16 protein-coding genes are annotated in these 16,534 nt (G+C 50.9%); 12 read left to right on the forward strand and 4 right to left on the reverse strand.

The window, feature by feature from the left end; translation table 11 throughout:
• Positions 1-63: 63 nt before the first annotated feature.
• The 6 genes from EFBL_RS08285 to selD all read left to right on the forward strand — a co-directional run bounded on the left by EFBL_RS08285 (position 64) and on the right by selD (position 6,284).
• Positions 64-1,026 (forward strand): metal ABC transporter solute-binding protein, Zn/Mn family, encoded by a 963-nt coding sequence (locus tag EFBL_RS08285; RefSeq protein WP_269432685.1) that lies wholly within the window; start codon positions 64-66, stop codon positions 1,024-1,026.
• A gap of 25 nt (positions 1,027-1,051) precedes the next feature.
• Positions 1,052-1,819, forward strand: coding sequence for a metal ABC transporter ATP-binding protein (locus EFBL_RS08290; protein WP_096181676.1), 768 nt, complete (start codon positions 1,052-1,054; stop codon positions 1,817-1,819).
• Positions 1,820-1,835: 16 nt separating this feature from the next.
• Entirely contained in the window at positions 1,836-2,780 is a 945-nt protein-coding gene (locus EFBL_RS08295) for a metal ABC transporter permease (protein ID WP_096181677.1), read from the forward strand.
• Complete coding sequence (locus EFBL_RS08300; protein WP_096181678.1) at positions 2,777-3,655, forward strand: metal ABC transporter permease; 879 nt, start codon at positions 2,777-2,779, stop codon at positions 3,653-3,655. The genes EFBL_RS08295 and EFBL_RS08300 overlap by 4 nt, the downstream gene beginning before the upstream one ends.
• Before the next feature lie 129 nt (positions 3,656-3,784).
• Positions 3,785-5,197, forward strand: a complete 1,413-nt coding sequence (selA, locus tag EFBL_RS08305) for an L-seryl-tRNA(Sec) selenium transferase (RefSeq protein ID WP_096181679.1) — start codon at positions 3,785-3,787, stop codon at positions 5,195-5,197.
• Positions 5,198-5,249: 52 nt separating this feature from the next.
• Complete coding sequence (gene selD, locus EFBL_RS08310) at positions 5,250-6,284, forward strand: selenide, water dikinase SelD (protein WP_424955052.1); 1,035 nt, start codon at positions 5,250-5,252, stop codon at positions 6,282-6,284.
• 72 nt (positions 6,285-6,356) lie between these two features.
• Here the strand turns inward: selD and fhuF are convergent, their stop codons facing one another.
• The 4 genes from fhuF to EFBL_RS08330 are packed head-to-tail and all read right to left on the reverse strand — an operon-like array spanning position 6,357 to position 10,040.
• A complete protein-coding gene (gene fhuF / locus EFBL_RS08315) occupies positions 6,357-7,148 on the reverse strand; it encodes a siderophore-iron reductase FhuF (RefSeq protein ID WP_096181680.1) in 792 nt (263 codons plus the stop codon).
• Between the two features lie 10 nt (positions 7,149-7,158).
• The gene (locus EFBL_RS08320; RefSeq protein WP_096181681.1) at positions 7,159-7,974 is read right to left on the reverse strand and encodes an ABC transporter ATP-binding protein; all 816 of its coding nucleotides are present in this window, start codon (positions 7,972-7,974) and stop codon (positions 7,159-7,161) included.
• Positions 7,975-7,995: 21 nt separating this feature from the next.
• Positions 7,996-9,033, reverse strand: a complete 1,038-nt coding sequence (locus EFBL_RS08325; protein ID WP_096181682.1) for a FecCD family ABC transporter permease — start codon at positions 9,031-9,033, stop codon at positions 7,996-7,998.
• The gene (locus tag EFBL_RS08330; RefSeq protein ID WP_096181683.1) at positions 9,030-10,040 is read right to left on the reverse strand and encodes a FecCD family ABC transporter permease; all 1,011 of its coding nucleotides are present in this window, start codon (positions 10,038-10,040) and stop codon (positions 9,030-9,032) included. Before EFBL_RS08330 ends, EFBL_RS08325 begins: the two co-directional genes overlap by 4 nt.
• 203 nt (positions 10,041-10,243) lie before the next feature.
• On the opposite strand from EFBL_RS08330, the gene EFBL_RS08335 reads away from it, so the two are divergent.
• The 6 genes from EFBL_RS08335 to EFBL_RS08350 all read left to right on the forward strand — a co-directional run bounded on the left by EFBL_RS08335 (position 10,244) and on the right by EFBL_RS08350 (position 16,246).
• A complete protein-coding gene (locus tag EFBL_RS08335) occupies positions 10,244-11,236 on the forward strand; it encodes an ABC transporter substrate-binding protein (RefSeq protein WP_231705725.1) in 993 nt (330 codons plus the stop codon).
• A 189-nt stretch (positions 11,237-11,425) separates the two neighbouring features.
• Positions 11,426-11,551: a hypothetical protein gene (locus EFBL_RS21630; protein ID WP_269432686.1), complete on the forward strand. Its 126-nt coding sequence runs from the start codon at positions 11,426-11,428 to the stop codon at positions 11,549-11,551.
• Positions 11,552-11,694: 143 nt separating this feature from the next.
• Positions 11,695-11,850, forward strand: a complete 156-nt coding sequence (locus tag EFBL_RS08340; protein WP_096181685.1) for a DUF1540 domain-containing protein — start codon at positions 11,695-11,697, stop codon at positions 11,848-11,850.
• A gap of 102 nt (positions 11,851-11,952) precedes the next feature.
• Complete coding sequence (locus tag EFBL_RS20505) at positions 11,953-12,129, forward strand: hypothetical protein (protein WP_165912678.1); 177 nt, start codon at positions 11,953-11,955, stop codon at positions 12,127-12,129.
• A 72-nt stretch (positions 12,130-12,201) separates the two neighbouring features.
• Positions 12,202-13,809: a coproporphyrinogen III oxidase family protein gene (locus tag EFBL_RS08345; protein ID WP_231705727.1), complete on the forward strand. Its 1,608-nt coding sequence runs from the start codon at positions 12,202-12,204 to the stop codon at positions 13,807-13,809.
• Between the two features lie 763 nt (positions 13,810-14,572).
• A complete protein-coding gene (locus EFBL_RS08350) occupies positions 14,573-16,246 on the forward strand; it encodes a long-chain fatty acid--CoA ligase (protein WP_096181687.1) in 1,674 nt (557 codons plus the stop codon).
• Positions 16,247-16,534: the final 288 nt, after the last annotated feature.

A 16,534-nucleotide genomic window follows, 5' to 3' on the forward strand; every position in this document is an offset into this window, starting at 1 on the left:
ATATAGTTGTCCTATTGAAACTAAGTTAGTTAAGAAGAAAATGATATTCGGAGGGAGAAACGTATGGCGCGCATGTTCAAGAAAATAATCGTCTTTCAGGCAGTGCTTCTCTTAACGCTTGCCCTGGTGCTGGCCGGTTGCGGGGCAAATGCGCAGCCAGGTGCGGGGAACACAAAAAAATCAATTGAGGGAACAGTCAAAGTGACGACCACCACCGGCATGATCAGCGACATCGTGAAAAATGTCGGAGGGGAGCACGTAGAGGTGCAGGGTTTAATGGGGCCGGGTGTCGATCCCCATCTTTACAAAGCGTCACAAGGGGATATCGCCAAATTAAAGAAGGCGGACATCATTTTCTACAACGGGTTGAACCTGGAGGGAAAAATGGCAGACATCTTCGTGCGAATGTCCAGGGAAAAGCCGGCGATTGCCGTTACGGAATATATTCCGGAAAGCCAGTTGCGGGAGCCGCCCGATTTTGCCGGCCATTATGACCCGCATGTCTGGTTCGACGTGAAATTGTGGATGAAGGCGGTCGAACGGGTCCGGGACGGTCTAATTGAAGTGGCTCCTGACCGCAAGGCGGATTTTGAAAAGAACACTCAACAATACCTGAAACAGTTGGAAGAACTGGACGCTTATGCCAAGCAGCAATTGGCTCAGATCCCGAAAAAGCAAAGGGTATTGGTCACCGCACACGACGCCTTCGGATATTTCGGGACAGCCTACGACCTGGAGGTAACGGGTCTGCAGGGGATCAGTACCGACTCGGAATACGGACTGCAAGACGTACAGAATTTGGTTGACATGCTGGTTCAAAGGAAGATCAAGGCGGTGTTTATCGAATCTAGCGTGCCGAAACGGGCGATTGAGGCGGTTGTGGAAGGAGCGAAAGCCAAGAACCATATCGTGACGGTGGGAGGAGAACTGTTCTCCGATGCCATGGGCGATCCCGGCACCCAGGGAGGCACCTATATCGGCATGGTCAAACATAATGTGGATACGATTGTGGCTGCTTTGAAATAAGGAAAGAAAGGGAGGAGTGCACGGTATGCATAGTTTTGAACACCCCCCGGTTTCCGTCAAGAACCTGACTGTTGCCTACCATCGGAAACCGGTATTGAAAGATATAGAGTTTACCATCCCCGAAGGCAAGCTGATCGGCGTTGTCGGGCCGAACGGTGCTGGAAAATCTACCCTGATCAAGGGCATTCTCGGACTGGTTCCGACAGTTTCCGGCCAGGTGGAAATCTACGGCAAGCCTTGCAGGTCGCAGCGCAAATTGATCGGGTATGTTCCGCAAAGGGAATCGGTGGACTGGGACTTTCCGACGAACGCGTTTGATGTGGTACTGATGGGACGATACGGCCATATCGGATGGTTCCGGAGACCGCGGGCGATCGATAAGGAAATTGCGATGGATTGTCTGGAAAAGGTCGGCATGGCGGATTTTGCCGGCAGGCAAATCAGCCAGTTGTCGGGAGGCCAGCAGCAACGCGTGTTTCTGGCAAGGGCACTGGCCCAGGACGCCTCCATCTATTTCATGGATGAACCGTTTGCAGGTGTGGACGCAGCCACCGAAAAGGCGATCATTACCCTGTTAAACGAGTTGAAAAAACAGGGTAAAACCGTCCTTGTTGTGCATCATGATTTGCAGACGGTAACCGAATACTTTGATTGGCTGCTGATGCTCAACGTTCAGAAAATTGCTGTCGGACCGGCGGCAGAGGTGTTTACTCCACACAACCTGCAGTTGACTTACGGCGGAAGACTCGCTTTTATCGAAGACGGCGGAAAACTGACCATTGCCGGAGTGTAGGAGGTGAGAGGAAAAGATGGAATCTTTGCCGAATTTGCTGTCTGACCCCAACACCCGGTGGGTGTTGGCCGGTTGTATCCTGCTCGGGCTCAGTTCCGGAGTGCTTGGATGTTTCGCCTATTTGAGGAAGCACAGTCTGATGGGGGATGCGGTGGCTCACGCCTCTCTGCCGGGCATATGCGTCGGGTTCATGATCTATGGCAGCAAGTCAATTGGCGTGTTTTTGCTGGCGGCTGCCGCTGCCGGGCTGCTCTGCTCATTCTGCATCAGCATGCTCACCCGTTGGTCGAGAATCAAGGAAGATACAGCTTTGGGCCTTGTCTTGTCAGTCTTCTTCGGATTCGGCATTGTCCTGCTGACACGGATTCAGCATACGCCCAACGGGAACCAGAGCGGGCTGGATGACTTTCTGTTCGGGCAGGCCGCCTCCCTTGTCGGCAGTGATGTGCGAGTGATGATGGCGTTGGCCGGCATCCTCTTGTTCATCACTTGGCTGCTGTTCAAGGAGTTCAAGCTGCTGAGCTTTGATCCGGGATTCGGTCGGGGGTTGGGTCTGCCTATGGGAGTTCTCAACGCGCTGATGATGCTGTTGATTGTACTGGCGGTTGTTATAGGACTTCAGGCGGTAGGTGTTGTCCTAATGTCTGCCATGCTGATTACTCCGGCTCTTGCAGCCCGCTATTGGACCGACAGACTGGATCGTATGGTTTTACTGGCTGGCCTGTTCGGAGCGGCGTCAGGGTTTATTGGCACACTCGTCAGCGGGATGACGGCCCACCTCCCTACAGGTCCGGTGATCGTTCTGGCTTCCACGGTGCTGTTCCTGGTCTCGTTTGTTTTTGCCCCGCGCCGGGGACTGCTGATGAAATGGTACCGGCAATACCAACTGCGGTCTGCCTATCAGAAACAGGTTGATTCCTGCCCCACGATGCGTTCCTTTGAAGGGAGCGACCCAGTATGAGTGATACGGCCTGGATTTTGCTGACCGGTTCCCTGGTGGCGGCTTCCTGCGGTTTTTTGGGCTGCTTTCTGATATTGAGAAGGCTGGCCATGCTGGGTGATGCGATCAGTCATGCGGTACTTCCGGGGATTGTTCTGGCGTTTTTGATCGCTCACAGCATGGACGGTGTTGTCATGTTGATCGGCGCCGCCCTCCTGGGACTGCTGACCACTTTTTTCGTACAGACCCTGAACCAGGGAGGCGTGCAGTCGGATGCCGCCATTGGGGTTACCTTTACTGCTCTGTTTGCCATCGGAGTTGTTCTGGTCTCGGTTTTTGCACAGGATGTGCATTTGGATCTGGAGCACGTGTTGTACGGGGAGATTGCCTATGTGCCCTGGAATACCCTGACTGTTGGAGGCATGGATCTGGGACCAAGGGCTGTCTGGATGGCGGGGGGAACCTTCTTGCTCAGCCTGATGGTGGTGGGGCTGTTTTACAAGGAGTTTAAAATTTGCTCCTTTGACCCGGCCATGGCATCCGCCATCGGGATTCCCGTTGTGCTGATCCATTACGTGATGATGGTCCTTGTTTCCATGACCACAGTGGCCTCTTTCGAGAGTGTCGGAGCCATTCTGGTGGTTGCCATGCTGGTTGCGCCCGGAGCCACTGCCTATCTGCTGACGGACCGCCTTGGCCTCATGCTTGGATTCAGTGTCGTCATAGGAGTCCTCTGCGCCTTCTTGGGGTATTACCTGGCAGTGCTGCTCGATGCATCCATAGCCGGTTCCATGAGCACGGTGGCAGGAGTTTTGTTCACGCTTGCCTTCGTCCTGTCTCCCACTCATGGGCTGATGTCCCGCTGGCTGGCCAGGAGGCAGCTTGGCGGCAGCTAGCAAATGCGGGTATTCACAAAGAGTGTCGTGATCTTAGCGGCACTCTTAGTTTGTGCACTATTTGCCATACTCTGTCGATATTAGGTACAATAAGATGGATTCCAGTTCTTCGGTATTCGAGGTGAGTTCATGACAGCCGAAGCCAATACGGAACTGCTGCGCAAACTGCCGGCTGTGCACCGGCTGCTGGATCTGCCGGCATGTCAACATCTGATGGAGACCTATTCCCGTGATTGGGTGTCCGAAGCGGCGGCGCATTCCGTTTCCGCAGTCCGGAAAGAAATCTTGTCCGGCACAAGATCCAATGAAGTGACGGAAGAGCAGTTGCTGCAACAGATTGAGCAGTATCTCAGGAACCGGTTCCAACCCAATTTTCGCCGTGTGATTAATGCGACCGGTGTGGTTCTGCATACCAATCTCGGCCGTGCCCCCCTTGCGGAGTCAGCCCTGGAAGCGATTAACCGGACCGCGTTGGGATATTCAAACCTGGAACTGAATCTCGCCACGGGGGAACGGGGTTCCCGCTATGACCATGTGGAAGAGTTGATCTGCAGGTTAACCGGTGCGGAATCGGCTCTGGTCGTGAATAACAACGCGGCTGCTGTGCTGCTGGTTCTGCGGGAAATGGCGAAAGGGCGAAAGGTCATCGTATCCCGCGGCCAACTGGTTGAGATTGGCGGTTCGTTCCGCGTCTCGGAAGTGATGAAAGAATCGGGAGCCCAGCTGGTTGAGGTAGGCACCACAAACAAGACGCATGAACGGGATTATGAGAATGCAATCGATGAAAACACCGCTATGATTATGAGGGCCCATACCAGCAATTTTCGGATAGTCGGGTTTACCTATCAGCCGGAACTGTCCGACCTGGTCTCCCTGGCCCACCAGCATGGGATTCCTGTTTATGAAGACCTTGGGTCCGGCTCCTTGATCGATTTGCGAAAATTTGGGATCGGGGACGAACCGACAGTGGATGCCTCCATCAAAGCCGGGGTGGACATCGTCTCCTTCTCCGGGGACAAGCTGTTGGGAGGGACTCAGGCGGGCATTATCGCAGGGAGAGCCGAATATATTAAAAAGATCAAGAAGAACCAACTGACCCGAGCCCTTCGGGTGGACAAGTTGACTCTGGCCGCCTTGGAAGCCACCTTGCTGCTGTATCTGGATGAGGAAAGAGCTCTGCGGGAAATCCCCACCCTGTATCTGCTGACCCGGAAAAGGGAGGAACTTTACCGCGAGGCTCAAAAATTGGCCGGTGGCCTAAGAGAAGTCTTTCAAGAAAAAGCGGTGGTTGAGGTGGTGGAAGGGATGTCCCAGGTGGGGGGCGGCAGTCTGCCGGATGAAGACCTGGCCACTTATCTCGTGGCTGTAAAAACAACCCCCTTTTCCCTTAACGCGCTGGAACATGCGCTACGGCACGTGGATTTGCCCGTTATGACCACAATCCGAAAGGAGGCTTTGTTGTTCGATGTCCGAACAATCTTCCCAAGAGAAATTGATGAATGTATCAACAGCGTCCGCGAGGCCTGCAAACGGCTCGGGTGATGCTTTGACACTTGCAACCGGGGCAGGTGACGCGGTAACTCCTGCCGAAGCGGTGCGCTTGACTCTGTTGTCGGAGAAAGCGGGCTGAGGCTGTAAAATCGGTCCGGCGGACCTGGCTCAAGTCTTGAGCCACTTGCCCAAAAATCTTCCTGACGCAAACCTGATCGTGGGGCTGGATACGTCTGACGATGCAGGGGTTTATAAGTTGACAGATGATGTGGCAATCGTGCAGACGGTGGATTACTTCACCCCGATTGTAGACGATCCGTATATGTTTGGCGCCATTGCCGCTGCAAACGCTTTGTCAGACGTCTACGCCATGGGCGGAAAACCGTTGACTGTTCTGAATATCGTCGGTTTTCCGGTAAGCAAGCTGGATAAGAAGATTCTTGCGGAAATTCTGCGTGGCGGTGCCGATAAAGTGCGGGAAGCGGGGGCGGTAATCGTCGGAGGCCATTCCATTGACGACTCGGATCCCAAGTTTGGCATGGCTGTCACCGGGATCGTTCACCCTGAGAAAGTGTGGACCAATGCAGGGGCCTGCCCCGGAGACAAACTGGTTCTGACCAAGCCTATCGGGGTCGGGATTGTGACAACGGCAATCAAACGTGCCAAAGCAACACCTGAAGCGATCCGCCAAGTGGAGAGCGTCATGGCAACTCTAAACAAAGTGGCTTCCGAAACGGCACAAGGCTTCACAGTTCATGCCTGCACTGACATCACCGGATTTGGCTTGCTGGGACACGCTGCCGAAATGGCAAGAGGGGCCTGTGTAGGGATTGAGATTGATGCAAAGTCGGTTCCAATGCTGCCCGATGCTTACTCCCTGGCGGAACAGGGCATCATTCCCGGCGGCTCACTCCGCAATTATGAGTGGTTGGCTGATGATTTGGAATATGCGGAATCAATAGATGAGGTTACCCGCAAGATTCTCTGTGATGCGGTCACATCCGGCGGATTGCTGTTGTCGGTGCCTGCAGAGGAAGCGGATGCGCTTGTGGAGGCACTGAAGAAGAATGGAGTGGAGGACGCAGTTGTTATTGGGCGTGTCGTCGAGGAACATTCGAAGAAAATCAGGGTGATGTAAGTAGAGCCACCCATAAAAGTGAACCCGGTGTCAACAGAAAGCAGCCTTGAGCAGCTTTCCGGACACCGGGTTTTATTTATACTTGGAATTTATCATCTCTACCCGCTCTTCCCTGCTTAGACGGGGGCAGGTCAGACAAGACTGGCAACCGGGGAACTGGTACCGCAGACAACAAGTGTTCCGAACCCGTACCGATTGGGGAGGTGTGGCTTCCTCCAGCCAGATTGTTTGATACGTAGAGGAAAACCGGGGGGTGTTGCTGCCCGATGAGTTAAGCAAAGCATCCAAGTCTTGTCTGGATGCAAGTCCCTGAGAGGTGTCCTTGAAAAATTGTTCATACAGATAACCGATGTAGTTCCCTGCGTTGCCCCACATGATCATGGGAGACAAGCCTATTGCTTCGGCAATTTTGTAAATCAATCGTCCCAGATTGTCGTCAAACAGGGCTTGATATACTTTTGAACGCAATCGGGAAGCCCGTCCGGCATCTTTCGTTGACAGGGAAACCCATTGAACCGATTCTGACAACCGGATACCGGCAGGCAGATCGTTCTCAAGCACCAGTTCTGTTTGCTCCAGATATGCGAGAATCCCCGTTTGTGCCGTCAACAGAGGGGTCAGTACAGAGGACAGCAGGGTGCTCGTGTACCATTTTTGAAACAGGGAAGCGGCGGCAAGAAGATTGTCGGAATTCATCCGTTCGGCTGCCCGTGCAATCCGGGAACGAAGCGTGCTTTCATCAAGCAGGTTCTCTACTGGAATAACTTCCCCGGAAGCAGTTTTTCCCCGGAAAAAAAGCGGAACGTGCAACCCGCTTGTCTGCAGGTTCTGAACCAGGTTTTCCAGACTTGACAGTTCTGACATGGGTATGCTCCTATACAAGAACAGGCTGCGGTTTGGCAATGGTTCTTCCCTTTCCAAACGGAATGCAAAGGGGAGTTCCGTAAATCGGATCCGCAATGATCCGGGATTCCATTCCAAACACTATTTGCACCATGTCCTCTGTTACGACCTCTTCGGGCGCTCCTTGAGCAAAGACGGATTTGTCTTTGATGGCCACGACATTGTGAGCGTAACGGCATGCCAGATTCAGGTCGTGCAGAACCATCACAACGGTGCTTTGTTGTTCCTGGTTTAACTTGTAGAGAATGTCCAGCACCTCAATCTGATGGGTCAAATCCAGAAAGGTGGTCGGTTCATCCAACAGCAGCGTAGTGGTGTCCTGTGCCAGTGTCATCGCTATCCAGGCCCGTTGGCGCTGACCACCGGACAGGGAGTCCACCATTTGTTCGGCAAATCCCTTCATTTGTGTTGCTTCCAACGCAAAGTTTACCTTCTGTTCGTCCTCTTCCGACCATTGCTGCAGCCAGTTTTGGTAGGGATAGCGCCCTTGCTTCACCAACTGCAGGACAGTGAGACCTTCCGGTGCCACAGGCGATTGCGGAAGAATGGCAAGACGCTTGGCAATGTCTTTTGTCGGCAGCTTGGCAATTTGCTGGCCGTCAAGCAAAACCGAACCGCCTTGCGGTTTCAGCAAACGGGCAAGCGCCCGTAGCAATGTCGATTTACCGCAGCCGTTGCTGCCGATAAAAACGGTGATTTTTCCTTTCGGTATCTGAAGGTTCAGTTGATCAATGATTACTGTGTCTCCGTATGACAACATCAGATCTCTTGTTTCAAGCGCCTGCATATCACGTTATACCCCTTTAAACTATCGATTTTGGTTTTTGTACAACAGGTAAATGAAAAACGGTGCTCCGATTGCGGAAGTGAAGATTCCGACCGGCACATCCATCGGGGCAAAAGCAGTTCTTGCAACCAAATCGGCCAACATCACCATAAGCGCACCGATAAGCGCCGAAACGGGCAGCAGCCCTCCAAATGCGGAACCAACCAATTTCCGTGCAATATGGGGAGCAAGTAACCCGACAAAAGCAATGTTTCCTCCGAAGGCGATCGCGGAGCCTGCCAATGCGACAGATATAGTCAGCAGGATTACTCTGTGGCGCTGCAGTTCACTTCCGACACCTGTTGCAATTTCGTCACCCAACTGCTGCACGTTCACGTTTCTCCCGAAAACGAACGTAAGGGGAATCAGTACAAGCATCCAAAGCAACATGATGGATACATTGTTCCAAGTGGTTCCATAAAGAGTTCCGGTCAACCAGATCTTCGCTTTACTCGTAAGATGGATATGGCTGATTACAAGGAACAATGTGGTTAAGCCATGCATGGCAAAATCCATTCCTACACCGATTAAAACGAGCCGAAGCGGGGTCACTCCTCTTTTCCAAGCCAATATATAAATCAGCACGGCCACCGTTGCAGCTCCAAGGAATGCGGCAACCGGAAGCAAGTGAATGCTTGCCTTTTCAAATTGAGTGATAAATATAATAGCAGCTACCGACGCACCGCCTGTAATTCCGATAATGTCGGGCGAAGCCAGCGGGTTACGGAACACGCCTTGTAAAATGGCTCCCGCCACCGCCAATGCGGCGCCTACAAGTATGGCTATGACATTGCGCGGCAGACGGAACGACTGCACCACGACTGTGTATTGTTCTGCACCGGATCCAACCAGGACTTTAATTACTTCAAGCGGATGGATCTTCATTGAACCCAAACCGGTGCTGACCACCAAGGAGATCATCGTAAGGATCAGCAGCGTGATCGTGATCACTGCAGTTTTTTTGTCAAGCAGAAACGAGACTGGCGGTTTATTCATGCGAAAGGGAACATATTTTTTCACGATCTGGCCAGCCCCTTTCGCGCAACATAGACAAAAAACGGGGCACCGATCAACGCCGTCATTACACTGATCGGCATTTCCTTCGGCATTGCAATGAAACGGGCTCCAATATCGGAGACCAACAGCAAAACGGCACCCAACAGAGCACTGTATGTAACGATCCAACGTGTATCGATTCCAACCAGAAAGCGGGCGATGTGAGGGATAATCAACCCGATAAAACCGATTGGACCGGCTACGGCAACTGCGCTCCCGGAGAGGAGAATGATCGTAATGCCTGTCGTGATTTTAACCAACAAAGTCCGCTGTCCCAATCCCTTTGCCACATCTTCCCCCAACATGAATGTGTTGATGGGACCGGCAATGATCAGAGCCAAGATCCAAGCCGTCATCATATAGGGAAATACGCCTGCGAGCATTTCCAATTTGCGTCCCGCAACCGAACCGGATAACCAAAACAGCACTTCTTCCAATGTCCGTTCGTTGGCTGTCAACAGTCCATGCGTAAGCGAAGAAAACAACGCGGTCATTGCCGCACCTGCCAATGTAAGCTTGACTGGTGACATTCCATCTCTTCCGATTGAACCCAGGAAATAGACGAAAACACCGCTGACCGCGGCACCCGCAAATGCAACCCAAGCAAATCCAGACAGGGAGTTAACAGAGAAAAATGAAGCTGCAATTACGATGAAAAACGAAGCCCCGGAATTAATTCCGAAAATGCTGAGATCCGCCAATGGATTTTTCGTTAACGCCTGCAGCAATGCACCGGCAATGCCAAGACTTGCTCCAACCGCAGCGGCGATTAAGGCGCGTGGAACACGCACCTCTTTAATCACAATATGCTCGTTTGTCCCATTAAAACTGGCATACGCTTCAACAGCCTCTTTCCAACTGGTATCCATGACCCCAAATACAATACTGGAGAACACGGAACATACAAGAAGCACGACACAGATGAGAATCCCAAAAATTTTTAATGAAGTTGAGTGGAGCAATTGGGTCATAATAAAACCTTCTCTCTTACTCTTAAACAAGCGTGAGGAAAGAATCCGGTAAAAATTTGAAACCTCATAATAAAGTTTAGAGACACGGATAATGATTGTCAACGAATTTGAAAATCATTTTCAATTGGTATTGACATAGTGGCGAGGAGGGAAGTAGGATAAAAGGGAAAATGATAATTATTCTCACTGAGGGGGAGAAACACGTGTCAAGTACATACCTAAAAAAGAAATCTGTCTTCGCTTTGCTCGCTGTACTCCTTTCTTTTGCATTGGTGCTGGCCGGATGCGGAAGCGCAGGCGGAAACCAACAGGCGGCTGCACCGGACAAGTCTGAGCCGAGTGCGGGCAAAACGGAAGAGTATACAGTTAAGCACGCCATGGGTGAAACGCCAATCAAAGGTACTCCGAAGAAAGTTGTCGTTTTGACAAACGAAGGAACGGAAGCCGTCCTGGCATTGGGCATAAAACCTGTCGGTGCCGTTAAATCCTGGAATGGCGACCCTTGGTATGATCACATTAAGAAAGACATGGAAGGCGTCAAAGTTCTTGGGACGGAACACCAACCGAATCTCGAAGAGATCGCTGCTTTAAAACCCGACCTGATTCTCGGCGTCAAGCTGCGTCACGAAAAAATCTATCAACAACTGTCTGCTATTGCTCCAACCGTGTTATCGGAAACACTTCGCGGCGAGTGGAAAAACAACTTTAAGCTTTATGCGGAAGCTCTGAACAAGAAAGCGGAAGGCGAACAGGTAATCTCCGCCTTTGATAAGCGTGTTGAGGAATTTAAGAAAAAAGCGGGCGACAAATTAAAGACGAAAGTATCGCTTGTGCGGTTTATGCCGGACCGGATTCGAATTTACTATGTTGATTCATTCGCAGGCATCATTTTAAAACAGATTGGTTTTGCCCGTCCGGAAAAACAAAATATAGACAAAGGTTTTGCTGATAACGTAACAAAAGAACGAATTCCGGAAATGGAAGGCGACATCCTGTTCTACTGGACTTGGGAAACCGGCGATGGAAAGGCATCACAAGCAGAAAAGGAATGGACCAATGATCCGCTGTGGAAGAATCTTAATGTTGTGAAGAACGGCAAGGCTTATAAAGTCGATGACTCTATCTGGAATACAGCCGGTGGCGTTAAGGCAGCCAACCTGCTGCTTGATGATCTGGAGAAGTTTTTCTTGAAATAAGCAATGGTAAAACGTACAGGAAAGAGGAAGCTATACCCTCTTTCCTGTTTGTTTTGGACAAAGAGATTGGACTTGACCGGGAAAAAAGAGGAGAGAAGGTGAATTCATTTTTATAATTGACAATGAGAATCGTTGTCAATTATAATGGGTGCAGAATGATTCATTACCAGTACAAGGGAGTTGGTCACAATGACTGTCGGTTTTGAACAGATGGCACCCATTATGCATGTCCTGACGTTCAGTGTGCTGACCGTAGTCAGCGTTGGCACCATCCTTAAAGTGTATCTGTTGTGCAGGAAAAATCCTATGAACTGAACTTGCAGGAGAGGAGAAGGACTTGGGCTAGGCTGGAGTCCCTTTTCAAAATTGTCACAAAAGATTCATAAATTAGCCCTTGAATCGGCGGATGGTCCACCGCCATTCATCTCACCCTATTTGTCAGAGGGGGTGAAGCTCAAATGGCAAAGGATGTTTTGTGTGAAGTAAATACCTGCACTCACTGGGCCACCGGAAACAAATGCCAAGCGGACGAAATTTATGTCGTGTTTAATAAGGGCAAACAAGCAACTACCTCAGAAGAAACAGACTGCAAGACATTCAAACCTTTTAAGTAAGCAGAACGGGCAACCTTGGTGCAAGGTTGTCCGTTCGTCTCTCATCCGTTTCTTTCCTCCACCGGTTGTACACACTAGGTAGATGAAAGGAGCGGTATTTTTATGCGCAAAAGCTTAAGGGAACAAGTCCGTCAAACAACCAACACACAGTTGATGAGCGTGGATGATCACGATTTTCTGGCCATATCTGCCCGGATGGAAGATGTGGAACCCGCAGCTGAGTTGGGTATGACCAAGCGGGAAGTCGATGCCCTAAAGAACCGGTTAACCAGAAGTTGACGCCGGATAACGGCGGGGGTAGACTCGATACAAAACCCTATACGACAAAGAGAAAGGGGGGCTGATGTGAAGATGAGGATTTTTGTCCGGCAGATCGGTTTTGATTACCAGGCGGAAGTGGAGCGGATGACTTGCCTCTTTTTTGAGGAAGACATCGTCACGTTTGAGGATACAGGCAGTCCGGATCTGGAGGCAAGGGTGCAGCTGCATGAGGACAACAGAACGATTCAGGCAAGAGCCGAACTTCTGGAAAAAGGGGAGTTGCGCTCATCCGCCACCTATGAACAACCATTGCCGCTTGGAACGGATCATGCCACCCGCCGCAAACGGAGCAAGCAAACGGTGCTTCACGCCCTGCATGATTGTCTTGCCGATTTTACCGGCTCGGGTCAACCGTGGGGGATTCTTACCGGAGTCAGGCCCTTGAAACTTGTGCATGGCATGTTGGAGCAGGGGAAGACCCGGGCAGAAATACAGGACAATCTGGCAAAAGACTATCGGATTGCACCCGACCGGATTGAACTGCTGCTTGATATATCGGACGCACAATTGCAAACCGTACCCGATCTCTATCAGATTTCGAATCAGGCAAGCATCTATGTGGGAATTCCTTTTTGCCCGACCCATTGCGCTTACTGTACGTTTCCGGCCTACTCGATGGAGGAGAAGTACACCTATGCTTTTGATTTTCTCAAAGCGCTGGAGAAAGAGTTTATGGCGGTCGGCCGCTTCCTGCGGGAATATCAAATCCCTGTTACTAGTGTTTATTTGGGCGGAGGAACTCCCACCAGCCTGAACGCTCCGGAACTGGAGTTCCTGATGGAGGTAATCTATAGGGAAATTCCCGGAGGCGAAGCTTGGGCAAAGCGGTCTTCAGAGTCCCTTGCCCAGGCAATCGTAGGGCGTGATGCCGGGCAGCAGGCTCATGGCGGGATCTGGCGTGAGTTCACCGTGGAAGCGGGGCGCCCGGATACAATTACACCGGAGCGAGTGGAAGTCATGCGTCGCTATCACGTGAATCGCATCTCGGTGAATCCCCAGACATTCAAAGCACAGACCTTGAAAACCATCGGCCGGGGACATACACCCGACATTGTAGACCGACGCTATCATCTGGTGAAAGAAGCCGGATTCGAGAATATCAACATGGACATGATCCTGGGCTTGCCGGGAGAAGAGCTTAACGATGTCCGGTTTACACGGGAACGAATTGAAGCCCTGATGCCCGATTCGGTAACCGTTCATACCATGTCTTTCAAGCGAACGGCAGTCGTCAACAGGGAAAAGCAGCGGTTTGAGATTCCCCACACACAGCTTGTCCGCATGATGATGCGGGAAACGGACGAGTGGGCCCGGACGCTGGGGTATCGTCCCTATTACGTTTACCGGCAAAAGGATATTCTCGGCAATCTGGAGAACATCGGGTACGCAAAACCGGGCAAAGAAAGCGTGTATAATATCTGCATCATGGAAGAACGGCAGTGCATCATCGGCCTTGGCGGCGGTGCCTCGACCAAATTGATCGGTCCCGGCGGGAAGAGTTACGGCCGGCACGGCAATCCGCGGGAGCCAAAGGCCTACATCGATTCGATTGACTCGGTAATCGAAAAGAAGATGTACTTGTTGAAAAACCTCTATGAATCGGTACTTCAAGCAAATGCACTCAGCGGGCTGTCTTAAAAGTCATTGGACAGCCCGCTTAGGGTACGCTTTCGAAATTGCGGTGTTTTTCACCACTATTTTGCCTATTTTTTCTTCCAACCAGTGAAAATCAAATAACGTTGGAAATCACTGCAATTTTTCAATATGGTTGTCATTGCTATTTCCACCTTTTTTGCCACGGGTTGTGAAATAACGGATTATGGAACCGTAATTTCTCGATCAGATGGCTAGATTTTTGATATAGCGGATTCGCAGGTAGTTATTGAGTACATCCAATACCCTTCTTTGCGATTAAGGGATGGAATAAGAGTCTCAAAATCCGCTTTTTCAACAATAACTATCCCAAATTTCAAAATAAGCACCTGTCAATCCGTAATTTTTCAAGGACGAGTCCTTTTCACAGACGAGTCAATCACAGCACGCAAACCCCAGCTTTTCTCACACCCAATTTATCCCACAGCGAACCGACACTTCAAAAAACGGGCAAACCAGGCACGGAACGGGGACAAATGGGCAACCGATGTCGCATTAGCCTCGGAACGGTGTCCAATTGGGCAACAGATTCAAACGAGGGTCGAACTACACCCGGAACGGGGTTCAAAGCGGTAACCAATGCCAAATAAGGGTTACGTCTTCGGAGATTTTTCATGCTGTTTAGTCAGATTATTTGGAAAAAAAGAACTACCCGCATTGACAAAAGTGAATTAGAATAGAAATAGAATGTACATACCGCTGGGTATGGTACCTACCAAACGGTTGAAAGAATGGAAGGGGGAATTGTATGAACAATCGGCATTTTGCATTCTGGCCCAAGCGGATACCCAAGTCCCTTGTTGTGCCCAAGACGACACTCTGCGACAACCTGGAGGTAACCGTCCGAAGGTATCCCGAGAAGCAGGCGATTATCTACTATGGCACGGAAATCTCCTACAAGAGACTTGCCGAGGAAGTCAACCTGCTGGCCGGCTTTCTCCAGAATCGCCTGGGGGTTGCAAAGGGTGATCGTGTTCTATTGTTTATGCAGAATTCTCCGCAGTTCATGATTTCCTTCTATGCAATCCTGCGTGCCAATGCCATTGTTGTCCCCATCAACCCCATGAACATAACGGAAGAGTTGGCTTTTTACATCGAAGACAGCGGGGCGAAAGTCGCCCTTGTTGGCCAGGAATTGTATGATCGAATCGCTCCTTTGAAACAGTCCACCATTCTGCAAGACGTGATTGTAGCGGCCTATTCCGATTACGCGCCAACAGAGCCCCCATTTGCTCTGCCTGAGGAAGTTGCGGCTCCCCGTATGACAATTGAGGATCCTTTCGTAACACTCTGGACGGAAGCGCTTTCTTGCAATCTGCTGCCAGGCCCGGTGACAGCAACGTACAATGACATTGCGGTTCTGCCTTATACTTCGGGTACCACAGGGAGACCCAAAGGTTGCATCCATACGCATGAAACCTGTCAGGCCAATATTGTGGGCGGATGCGTATGGTCGAGCATTACGCCTAACGCAGTGGTTCTTACCGCATTGCCGCTTTTTCACGTGACAGGACTTCAACACAGCATGAACGCCCCTATTCAGATTGGGGCAACCATGGTGGTTCTGACTCGATGGAACCGGGATACAGCGGCTCAGGTGGTGGAGCGTTACGAGTGCACTCATTGGACCAATATCAGCACGATGGTGGTTGATTTTCTGTCCAATCCGAATTTGTCAAACTACAACCTTGCGTCCCTATCGTCCATCGGCGGGGGAGGAGCCCCCTTGCCGGAAGCGGTGGGGGAGAAGCTTTTTCAACTGACCGGCGTCCGGTATGCAGAAGGATACGGGTTAAGTGAGACCATGGCGCAAACCCACGTGAACCCTCCGGACCGCCCAAAGCTGCAGTGCATGGGGATTCCGGCGTTCAATGTTGACGCCCGGATCATCAATCCTGAGACACTGAGAGAATTGGGACCGGGTGAGGAAGGGGAAGTGATCGTCAATGGTCCCCAAGTGTTCAGAGGATATTGGAACCGACCTGAGGAGACGGAGAAATCGTTTATCCAGATTGACGGCAAACGGTTCTTTCGGACAGGAGATATTGCCAAATATGATGAAGAAGGCTATTTCTTCATGGTGGACCGGGTCAAGAGAATGATCAATGCCTCGGGATATAAAGTGTGGCCGGCGGAAGTCGAGGCCATTTTGTATAAGCATCCTGCCGTTCAACAGGCTTGCGTGATTGGAGTCCCTGATGCGAGAAGAGGTGAGACCGTTAAGGCATTTGTAGTGCTCCACGAGAAAGACCGGGGCACGGTGTCGGAACAAGACATTATCGAATGGTCGAAAAATCAGATGGCTGCTTACAAGTATCCGCGTATTGTACAGTTTATGGACCGGCTGCCCATGTCAGGCAGCGGCAAAATCCTCTGGCGCAAGCTCCAGGAGATGGAGCAGGAAACCTACACTGCAGGTTGAGATTCTGCAAACCGATTACCAACAATGGGAGGAGAAGTCTGAAATCCTTATCAAACGCACGTAACAATGAAAATGAGCATGCCAAATAAGCCGTGCAACTAGACGACCAAATGTAAAAAAATGTATTACATGCAGCTTTGAAGGAAATCAGGTTGCAACCGCCATAATTCGGTAACCCTGAGCTTGTGCCAATAAAATCGCTTGTTCTACCGTGATTTCACGGTGTACTGGACGAACATCGGATTTTTTATACAAATCAGGGTTATAGGGTTCTTTGTTCTTCAAGAT

The sequence above is a fragment of the Effusibacillus lacus genome (assembly GCF_002335525.1).
Classification (GTDB): Bacteria; Bacillota; Bacilli; order Tumebacillales; family Effusibacillaceae; genus Effusibacillus; species Effusibacillus lacus.

What these genes read in the sequence shown, in the direction of transcription:
- EFBL_RS08285 (WP_269432685.1), top strand. Translation starts at nt 64, where the DNA reads ATGGCGCGCATGTTCAAGAAAATAATCGTCTTTCAGGCAGTGCTTCTC.
- EFBL_RS08290 (WP_096181676.1), top strand. Translation starts at nt 1,052, where the DNA reads ATGCATAGTTTTGAACACCCCCCGGTTTCCGTCAAGAACCTGACTGTT.
- EFBL_RS08295 (WP_096181677.1), top strand. Translation starts at nt 1,836, where the DNA reads ATGGAATCTTTGCCGAATTTGCTGTCTGACCCCAACACCCGGTGGGTG.
- EFBL_RS08300 (WP_096181678.1), top strand. Translation starts at nt 2,777, where the DNA reads ATGAGTGATACGGCCTGGATTTTGCTGACCGGTTCCCTGGTGGCGGCT.
- selA (WP_096181679.1), top strand. Translation starts at nt 3,785, where the DNA reads ATGACAGCCGAAGCCAATACGGAACTGCTGCGCAAACTGCCGGCTGTG.
- fhuF (WP_096181680.1), bottom strand. Translation starts at nt 7,148, where the DNA reads ATGTCAGAACTGTCAAGTCTGGAAAACCTGGTTCAGAACCTGCAGACA.
- EFBL_RS08320 (WP_096181681.1), bottom strand. Translation starts at nt 7,974, where the DNA reads ATGCAGGCGCTTGAAACAAGAGATCTGATGTTGTCATACGGAGACACA.
- EFBL_RS08330 (WP_096181683.1), bottom strand. Translation starts at nt 10,040, where the DNA reads ATGACCCAATTGCTCCACTCAACTTCATTAAAAATTTTTGGGATTCTC.
- EFBL_RS21630 (WP_269432686.1), top strand. Translation starts at nt 11,426, where the DNA reads ATGACTGTCGGTTTTGAACAGATGGCACCCATTATGCATGTCCTGACG.
- EFBL_RS08340 (WP_096181685.1), top strand. Translation starts at nt 11,695, where the DNA reads ATGGCAAAGGATGTTTTGTGTGAAGTAAATACCTGCACTCACTGGGCC.
- EFBL_RS20505 (WP_165912678.1), top strand. Translation starts at nt 11,953, where the DNA reads ATGCGCAAAAGCTTAAGGGAACAAGTCCGTCAAACAACCAACACACAG.
- EFBL_RS08345 (WP_231705727.1), top strand. Translation starts at nt 12,202, where the DNA reads ATGAGGATTTTTGTCCGGCAGATCGGTTTTGATTACCAGGCGGAAGTG.
- EFBL_RS08350 (WP_096181687.1), top strand. Translation starts at nt 14,573, where the DNA reads ATGAACAATCGGCATTTTGCATTCTGGCCCAAGCGGATACCCAAGTCC.